Genomic DNA, 9251 nt, shown 5'->3' on the forward strand with positions numbered 1-9251 from the left:
CGGAAACATCCGGCCGTCAGACAAAAACATGGGGCAAGCACCGGCAGGATCGGCCGGCGCAGGCCCAGGAGGGAAAACACGATGGCCAGTACCGCACACCACGTCGACACCGTCCTGCGCGTCGTGCATTCGGACGAGCCGCTGGTCGGGCTCGATCCGAACACGCACATCATCCACACCTCGTGGCGTCGCTGCGCACACGAACACGATCTCGACCCGGCGCTGCGGCCGGACGTGCGCATCGAGACCTCCACGCGCCTGCGCGAATGCCGCCAGCAGCACGAGGAGCACCTGCACGTCGCGCGCGCCGGCATGGAGCAGCTCTACAAGCACGTGTCCGCGCTCGGCTACGTGCTGCTGCTGACCGACGCCGAAGGCATCACCCTCGACTACATCGGCAACGACACCTGGGACGCGCCGCTGCGCCGCGCCGGCCTGTCGCTCGGCGCGAACTGGAACGAAGTGCACGCCGGCACCAACGGCATCGGCACCTGCATCGCCGACCGCGTCACGCTGACCTGCCACCGCGACGACCACTTCTACATCGGCCATGTCGGCCTGAGCTGCACGAGCACGCCGCTGTTCGATCCGCAGGGCGTGTTCATGGGTGCGCTCGACGTGTCCGCGCTGTACTCGCCCGACGGCCGCGAAAGCCAGCACCTCGCACGCCACCTCACCGTGCTCTACGCGCGCATGATCGAGGACGCGAACTTCATGCGGCAGTTCCGCGACCGCTGGATCCTGCGCCTCGGCACGGCCGGTCCGCTCGTGGACGTCTCCGGCGAGCTCATGCTCGCGTTCGATCGCGACGGCGTCATCGTCGGTGCGAATTCCGACGCGCGTCGCCAGCTGCGCCTGCTCGACACCGCGCTGCTCAACGGCGAAGCGCGCGGCAATCTCGTCGGCAGCCACCTCAGCGGCGTGTTCGGCACGCGCATGGACGAGATCTGGCGCCTGACCCAGGGCACCGGCCGCGACGGCAGCGCGATCGTCACGACCTGGGAAGGCTCGGTCTTCCACGCCTCGATGATCGCGCCGAAGAGCGCGCCGATCCGCCACACACCCACCGTGGAAGCGCCCGCGAACCCGCAACGCCTCGACATCCTGCACACGCTCGGCGGCGGCGACGCCCGCATGAGCCAGCTGCTCGACCGTGCCGCCCGCCTCGTCGACAAGCCCGTCAGCATTCTGATCCAGGGCGACACCGGCACCGGCAAGGAAGTGCTCGCGCGTGCACTGCACGACGCCAGCCGTCGCGCCGAGCAGAACTTCGTCGCGGTCAACTGCGCGGCGATCCCGGAATCGCTCATCGAGAGCGAGCTGTTCGGCTACACCCCCGGCACGTTCACGGGCGCGCGCGCGAAGGGCATGAAGGGCCTGATCCAGCGTTCGGACGGCGGCACGCTGTTCCTCGACGAGATCGGCGACATGCCGCTGCAGCTGCAGACGCGCCTGCTGCGCGTGCTGTCCGAGCGCGAGATCCTGCCGCTCGGCGCCGAGAAGCCCGTGCGCGTCGACCTCAACGTGATCGCCGCCTCGCACCGCGACCTGCGTCGCCAGATCGCGGCGGGAACGTTCCGAGAAGACCTCTACTACCGCCTGTGCGGCGCGACGCTCGCGCTGCCGCCGCTGCGCGACCGCAGCGACAAGGATTTCCTCATCGACCGCCTGCTGCGTCTCGAGAGCGAAGGCATGGGCCTGCACGGTTCGGTCAGTCCACAGGCACGTGCGTTGCTGACCGGCTACGAATGGCCCGGCAACGTGCGCCAGCTGCGCAACGCGCTGCGTTACGCACTGTCCGTGGCCGATGAGGGCCTGGTCGACGTCGAACACCTGCCGCAGGACATCGTCGACGCGGCCGCGATGCCAGCCTCGCGCGGCGCGGTCGTGCTGCCGTTCCCGCAGCCGGTCGCGCTCGTGCCGTTCGCCCACGACGACAACGCGAGCGAGGAAGACGCGCTTCGCGACGCGTTGCGCCGGCACCGCTGGAACATCACCGACGCGGCACGCGACCTCGGCCTGTGCCGCGCGACGATCTACCGGCGCATGAAGCGCTACGACATCGTCTCGCCGACGCAGATCGGCTGACGCCCCGGCGCCACGCCGCAAACGAAGAAGGCCCCGCGATCGCGGGGCCTTCTTCGTTGCGGCTGCGCTCACCGTCGCGAGGCGACGGCGAAGCGATTACTTGAGCAGCGACTTCGCCGCGTCGAGTCCGGCCTGGGCGCAGGCCTCGTCGCGGTCCGGGTGCTCGCCGCTGACGCCGACGCCGCCGATCAGCACGTCGCCGGCCATGATCGGCAGGCCACCCGCGATCGTGACGAACTTCGGCAGCGTCGCGAGGCCCGGCAGCGGGCCCGGCTTGCCGTCCTTGCCGAACGCCATCTCGGCGGCGCCACGCGTGGAGAAACCGTGCTTCGCGGCCTGTTCGGACTTGAGGTGGGCGTGGTCGATCGAGCCGAGCGCGGCGCCGTCCATGCGCTCGAACGACACGAGGTCGGCACCGGCGTCGACGACGGAGATGTTCATCTTCCAGCCTTCCGCGACGGCCTTGGCGCGGCAGCCGTCGACGATCTTGCGCGCGGCCTCGAGCGATAGCACGGGCTTGCTCTGCAGCGCCTGGGCGCTGCCGCAGGCGGCGACGAGGACGAGCGATGCGCAGGCGCGCAGCGCGGCTTTGGAATGTCGGTTCATCTTGGGAATCCTTGCAGGGAGATCGAAGGACCCGCGTGTGCGCGGGCCCGAAACGCATCGGGCCGCCCGACCCTCGCGAGGAGGAGCGGACGGCCCGATGTTCAAACGGTCAAACGTTGGGCCGCGACTCAGTCACCGAGCGCGAACACCCACACCGAACCACCTTCCGGAACCTTCTCGTCCCAGCCGGCGAGCTTGTGCATCTTGCCCTGGATCCACTGGGCGTCGACGCCGTAGCCCGACACGACCGCGATGTACTGCTTGCCGTCGATCTGGAAGCTCGAGGGCGGCGAGATGATGCCCGACGGGGTCGGGAATTCCCAAAGCAGCTTGCCCGACTTCGCGTCGTAGGCACGGAACATCTTGTCGTTGGTGCCACCGGCGAACAGCACGCCGCCGGCCGTGGTCAGGATCGAACCCCAGTTCCACGACTTGGCGTACTTCTCGCGCCAGACTTCCTTGCCCGAGTTGATGTCCCACGCCTGGATGCCGCCGATGTGGTCGAAGCCTTCCTTGACCGAGAGGTCGAGGCGGTTGATGTCCACGCCCGCCGACCACTGGCCCGGGATGCGCGGCTGGATCATGCCGGTCAGGGTCAGGCAGTGGTTGTCGTTGTACGGCACGTACAGCATGCCGGTATCCGGGTTGTAGGCTTCGTACGGCCAGTCCTTGCCGCCCCAGAGGCTCGGGCAGTAGGTGCGCGTCTTGCCGGTCGCCGGCTTGGCGTCCTCGTTGTAGGTCGGACGGCCCGTCTTCTTGTCGATGCTCGTGAAGACGTTGTTGTGCACGTAGGCTTCGGACTTGTTGTACGTGATCTTGCCCTTGGCATCACGGTCCAGCCAGTACAGGCGGCCGTTGCGCTGCGCGCTGATCAGGCCCGAGACCTTCTTGCCGTTGCGGTTGAACTCGACGAGCGTCGGCGCGTTCATGCCGGCCCAGTCCCACGAATCGTTCCAGTGGTACTGGTAGTGACTGTTGATCGCACCCGAGTCCGGGTTGAGCGACAGCACCGAGGCCAGGTACAGGTTGTCACCCGGGCGCTGGTCACCGAGCCACGGCGCGCCGTTGCCGACACCCCAGTAGATCACGTCGTTCTTGGCGTCGTAGTTGCCCGGCATCCACATCGTGCCGCCGCCGTTCTTCCACGCGTCCTTCCACTCGCCGGTCTGCGGCCAGGTCTCCGAACCGGGCTCGCCCGGCGCCGGCACGCTGTAGCGCGTCCACGCGAGCTTGCCGGTCTCGGCGTCGAACGCCTTGAGGAAGCCGCGCACGCCGAACTCGCCGCCCGACGGACCGATCAGCACCTTGCCCTTGACCACGAGCGGGGCCGAGGTGATGTAGGCGCTGTCTTCTTCCCAGTCGCACACCTGCGCGTCCCACAGCAGCTTGCCGGTCTTGGCGTCGAGCGCGCTGAGCATGCAGTCGACGCTGCCGACGTAGACCTTGTCGTTCCACAGCGCGACGCCGCGGTTCGTGCGGTGCAGGGCGCCGATGCCTTCCGGCACCTCGCGCTGGAAGTGCCAGAGCGGCTTGCCGGTCTTGGCGTTGTAGGCGAACACGTGGTTGTGCGGCGTGGCGACGAACATGTACTCGCCGTTGACGATCGCCGGAGCCTCGTGGCCCGACAGCACGCCGGTCGCGGCGGACCACACCGGCTTGAGCTTGCTCACGTTGGCGGTGGTGATCTGGTTGAGCTTGCTGTAGCTCCAGCCTTCGTAGTTGCCCTTGGTGAGCAGCCAGTTCTCCGGCTCCGGATTGGCGAGGCGCTCCGCGGTGACGGGCTTGTAGTCGGCAGCGGCGGCCAGGCCCGATACGAGCGCGGCGCCGAGTGCGACGACGATGGTTTGCAACTTCATGGGTGTCTCCTCCCGGTGACTGTTGGTTTCTTCTTGGAGCAGGACGGCGGGGCGGATGCCCCGTCGTTCATTGCGGGGGGCCGAGCGGGCCGTCGAACTTGCCGGCCACGACGATCGCACCGTCCTTGATTTCCAGCGGCAGCATCGCGAGGCGACGCGTGGCCGGACCGGTCGTGACGACGCCGCGGTTGGCGGCGTCGAACACCGAGCCGTGGCAGTTGCAGACGATCTGCGTGCCGGTCGGATGCAGCGTCGTGATCGGGCAACCGTAGTGCGTGCACATCGCCGAGAACGCCACCACGCCTTCGGCTGCGTTCGGCTTGCTCTTCTCGCCGATCGCCTCGGGCTTGAGGCGCACGACCGTGAGGAGGTTCGCGCGTGACGAGAGGACCTTCCCTGTCGCCGGATCCATCGGATACGCGAGCGTCGGCTCGCCGCCGACGACGAGGTCCGCCGGCGTGATCTCCTTGTCCTTGCGATCGCCCATCATGAAGGCGAGCTTGTCGCCGGGCTCCGGCTTGGTGCTGCGCGCACCGCCTTCCTGGGCGGATGCGTCACGGGCTCCGGCCAACGGCGCGAGTGCCGCGAGGGCGAGGGCGCCCGCCATCATGCTGCGGCGGGACGGATCATGGCCGGCGGCACAGGCGCAGGCGCAGGGGTTCTTCTTCTCGGTCATGCATTCTCTCCCGGTGCCGTGCTGCCGCGTGTCGCGTTGCGACTGGCTTGGGGCGGGTGGGTCGTGGGTGACATGTCGCTGGGTTGCCTCGGTGGATCAGGACGTCTGCAGGTAGACGACGTGGGTCTCGGTGAACTCGAGCAGGCCGTGCTTGCCGTCGGCGCCGCCAATGCCGGACTTCTTGCGACCGGCGTGGAAGCCCTGCATCGCCTCGAAGTGCTCGCGGTTGATGTAGGTCTCGCCGAAGCGCAGCTCGCGCACGGCCTTCATCGCCGAGTTGATGTTCGACGTGAAGATCGACGAGGTCAGGCCGAACTCGCTGTCGTTGGCCAGCGCGATCGCCTCGTCGAGGTTCTCGACGGCCTGGATCGGCAGCACCGGTCCGAAGATCTCCTTGCGCATGATGTCCATGTCGGCACGCGCGTCGACGATCAGCGTCGGCTCGTAGTGGAAACCCTGCGGCAGGTCGGCGCGCTTGCCGCCGATGACCACCTTGGCACCGTCGCGCTTGGCCTGCTCGACGAGCGCTTCGACCTTCTCGAGGCCTGCCTTGTTCACGAGCGGGCCCATGTGCAGGTCGGCGATCTCGGACGGGTCGCCGTAGCGCGTCTCCGAGAACAGCTTGGTCAGCTTCTCGACCAGCGCCTCGTGTGCACCACGCTCGACGTAGACGCGCTCGGCGCAATTGCAGACCTGTCCCGTGTTGATGACGCGCGAGTCGTAGATCGCCTTCGCGGCGAGGTCGAGGTCGGCGTCGGCGAGCACGATCGCGGGCGCCTTGCCGCCGAGCTCGAGGTTGACGCGGGTGAGGTTCTTGCCGGCCGTCTGCATGATGCGGCTGCCGGTCGCGACGCTGCCCGTGAACGTGACGAGGCCGACGTCCGGATGCGAGACGAGCGCTTCACCGGTCGAGGCACCGAGGCCGCCGACGAGGTTGAACACGCCCTTCGGGAGATCCGTCTCGGCGACGAGCTTGGCGAACTCGAACGCGTTGATCGGCGTCTCCTCGCTCGGCTTGATCACGATGGTGTTGCCCGTGACGAGCGCCGGCGCGAGCTTGCGCGCGATCAGGAAGAACGGGAAGTTCCACGGCAGGATGCCCGCGACGACGCCGATCGGCTTGCGCAGCACGTAGATGCTTTCGCCCGGACGATCGCTCGTGATCACTTCGCCGTCGAGACGACGTGCCCACTCGGCCATGTAGTCCATGTAGTCGGCGGTGAAGTCGACTTCCACCTGGGCGAGGCCCTGCACCTTGCCCTGCTCGCGCACGATGATCTTCGCGAGTTCGGTGCGGTTGTCGCGCAGCTTGGCCGCGATCTTGCGCAGGTAGCCGGCGCGCTGGATCGGCGGCAGCTTCTCCCACGCAGGCTGGGCCTGCTTGGCCGCGGCGACGGCCTTGGCGACGACGGCGGCATCGCTGTCCGGGATGCGTGCGAGCAGCGCGCCGGTCGCCGGGTTCGTCACGTCGATGGTCGCCTTGGCTTCGTCCGAGAAGGCGCCGTCGATGTAGTTCTTGTACTCGGTGGTCATGTGGAATCCTCGATTGCAGGTGGTGCGTGTTGCGATGCGTGGAGAACGGTCAGGCGGGCGACTTGGTCAGGCGCGCGCCGAACTGCTCGGAAAGGAAGCCGAAGGCGACGCCGACGATCCACGACGCGATGACGAACAGGATGCTTTCGTCGACCTTGCCGCCCGAGCCGAAGTAGGTCGCAGCGCCGAGGAACGCGGCGGGCGTGTAGGCAAGGTGGCGCTGGCTCGCCATGACGACGAGCACGAACGCGAGCAGTGCGACGAGCACGACGAGCGACGTGAGGCTGCCGCCGAAGTGGCCGACGCCGTACATCGTGGCGGCGGTGAGCAGGACGCCCGCGATCGCGGGCGGAAGCGTCTTCGTGACGGCAGCCTTGCCGCCACCGGCAGCGAAGAACGTGGCCCAGGCGACGAAGCCGATCCACGGGATGAGCTGGAGCGCAGGCTGGCCGATGCTGAGGTAGACCCACACGGCGACGAGCAGCGCGATGGAAACAGCGAGAGCGATCAACGGTTTCATTGTGCGACCTCTTTCGATGTGCCGAAGGGAGGTGCACCGCCGCCCCGTGCGGGCGGCGGCGGCACACCGGGGCGTTACCAGACGTAGGCGTACTTGAGGTTGATGCTGTCGTTGGAGCTGTGGTTCTTGCCCTCGATCGACTTCGAGTAGCGGAACGTCAGCGACTGGTTCGCGAACGTGTGCACCATGAGGCCCACACCGCCGTCGAGCGCATGCGCGGTCGGCGCGCCGTCCTTGCTGTTGGTGTGCTCGTAGTCGAGGCCGATGAACGGCTCGAGGCGCTTGCTCGCGCGGTACGCGAAGCGGTTGTTGGTGTGCCAGGTCAGGCCCGGCTGCACGCCGCTGTCGCGCTCGCTCTGCCATACGGCGCCGGCATCGCCGGTCCAGCCGAACTTCTCGCCGATGCGCCAATCCCAGAAGAAGCTCGAGAGGTTCTTCCAGTTCGTGTCGCTGACGCGATTCGTGCCGACCGGAACCTGCACGAACGACTGGAAGCCGAGGGTCAGGCTGGCGACGGGCTTGTACCAGATCGCGAAGCCGGTCATCGGGTCACCGAGGCCGCTGATGTGGCGATCGCCCTCGGGCGCGCGGCGGTTGCGCACGGCCACTTCGGGAACGATCACTTCCCAGGCCACGCCGATGTTCTTGTTCGACTCGGGCGTCCAGAAGCGCACGTACTTCGACAGGCCCGTGATCGCCTGGCTGCCGGAGCCGGCGACGCGGTCGCCGTTGCCATTGAAGAAGCGGTCGTTGTCCTGGACCATCGCGTACTGCACGAACACGTTGAACGGCTCGAAGCCGACCGGCAGGTCGTATTCACGCGGACCGATCACGTCGAAGGTGGTCTGTGCCGACACGAAACCGGCGTGACCGAGCAGCGCGATCGCGACCGCGCGCATGAGCACCACATTGCGACGCGACGTCGTGGACGTCTTGAAGATTGCCATCTTGTACCCTCCCGATTGGATGGACCGGCCGGGTCGCGGATCTGCTGTCCGCGTCACCCGCCGGCTCGTCGTGGTCGCAGCCCGTGCGCGTCGCGCCGGTGCCGCCCGCGTCCTTGATCGCAATCGACGTGCCAGCGGTCGCGTGGTGCGAAGCACCATTCCGCACGCCGCTGTAGGCAAAGGAAAATCGATACGTGAGGGTGTGATGTTCGACGCCCGATGCCGCGATGCGACATCAGCGGACGGGTGTGACAGCACGCACACGTGTCGCTTCGACTGCGACACGTGTCGCAGTTTCCCGTGCGCGCGTCGCACGGCGGGCGTGACCAACGGCATACGGGCGACGCTGGGCTGGGCATGCCGGAGGACGTCGAAACAGCCGGCAGGCCGGCATCGCTCGCCGTCCCTGGTGGAAGCGACGTGCAGAGGGCTTGCGACATGTCGATGCGTCGGCCCGTCGAGGACCGAGGGCAGCACGGTCGCGGGATGATGCTCGCCCGAAACGGAAGCTGCTCGCTCCTCACTGCCCTGCTGCCGCGTCCTCGAGGTCGAGCCTGCGACCGTCGGCAGGCTCGAGACGAATCGGTCGTATCGTGCATCGCCCGCAGCACGCACCTGCGACGCCTCTCACGCGGCAACAACGAGCACGCCACGCAGAGAGCCCATCACGGGCCATCGCGATGCAGGATGCGAGGCCGGACGGACCGGCGGCACCCGCCGTCGCTGCGTCACGAGGCGTGTTCGCGAGATGAGCCAGGCAGCGGCACGCACGAGCAGCGGCGTCGGAATCCGTGCGCCCCGGCCATGAGCAAGCACGGAGCGCATGAGAAGCGACACAGGCCTCCGACGGCTCCACGCGATGGCAACGTCGAACGCCGATCCCGTCCGAAGACGTCGAGCAACGCGTCGAGGCGGGGGTGGTCCGTGACCCCGGACAGAGGCAGCGTGTGGCGCTTGGGGCCACGCCGCACGTGGCGTGTGGCGAGCGACGGCGCAAAAGAAAACGCCCCCCCGGTAGACCCGGG

Annotated in this window: 7 protein-coding genes; 1 reads left to right on the forward strand and 6 read right to left on the reverse strand. The window is 67.8% G+C overall.

Annotated elements, in window-relative coordinates; translation table 11 throughout:
* Positions 1–81 precede the first annotated feature (81 nt).
* Entirely contained in the window at positions 82–2088 is a 2007-nt protein-coding gene (locus ACQQ2N_RS21385) for a sigma-54-dependent Fis family transcriptional regulator (RefSeq protein WP_440223604.1), read from the forward strand.
* A 96-nt stretch (positions 2089–2184) separates the two neighbouring features.
* Here the strand turns inward: ACQQ2N_RS21385 and ACQQ2N_RS21390 are convergent, their stop codons facing one another.
* The 6 genes from ACQQ2N_RS21390 to ACQQ2N_RS21415 all read right to left on the reverse strand — a co-directional run bounded on the left by ACQQ2N_RS21390 (position 2185) and on the right by ACQQ2N_RS21415 (position 8226).
* A complete protein-coding gene (locus tag ACQQ2N_RS21390; RefSeq protein WP_440223605.1) occupies positions 2185–2694 on the reverse strand; it encodes a GlcG/HbpS family heme-binding protein in 510 nt (169 codons plus the stop codon).
* Positions 2695–2822: 128 nt separating this feature from the next.
* Positions 2823–4550, reverse strand: a complete 1728-nt coding sequence (locus ACQQ2N_RS21395) for a PQQ-dependent dehydrogenase, methanol/ethanol family (RefSeq protein ID WP_440223606.1) — start codon at positions 4548–4550, stop codon at positions 2823–2825.
* A gap of 67 nt (positions 4551–4617) precedes the next feature.
* A complete protein-coding gene (locus tag ACQQ2N_RS21400) occupies positions 4618–5226 on the reverse strand; it encodes a ubiquinol-cytochrome c reductase iron-sulfur subunit (RefSeq protein WP_440223607.1) in 609 nt (202 codons plus the stop codon).
* A 96-nt stretch (positions 5227–5322) separates the two neighbouring features.
* Positions 5323–6759 carry an aldehyde dehydrogenase gene (aldA, locus tag ACQQ2N_RS21405; protein ID WP_440223608.1) on the reverse strand — a complete coding sequence of 479 codons (1437 nt, stop codon included), beginning with the start codon at positions 6757–6759 and terminating at the stop codon, positions 5323–5325.
* A 49-nt stretch (positions 6760–6808) separates the two neighbouring features.
* Positions 6809–7279 (reverse strand): DUF1097 domain-containing protein, encoded by a 471-nt coding sequence (locus ACQQ2N_RS21410; protein ID WP_440223609.1) that lies wholly within the window; start codon positions 7277–7279, stop codon positions 6809–6811.
* Between the two features lie 74 nt (positions 7280–7353).
* On the reverse strand, positions 7354–8226 hold the full coding sequence (locus tag ACQQ2N_RS21415) for a transporter (RefSeq protein WP_440223610.1): 873 nt from the start codon (positions 8224–8226) through the stop codon (positions 7354–7356).
* Positions 8227–9251 lie beyond the last annotated feature (1025 nt).

This window comes from Dokdonella aquatica (genome assembly GCF_051987395.1).
Taxonomy (GTDB): Bacteria; Pseudomonadota; Gammaproteobacteria; order Xanthomonadales; family Rhodanobacteraceae; genus Dokdonella.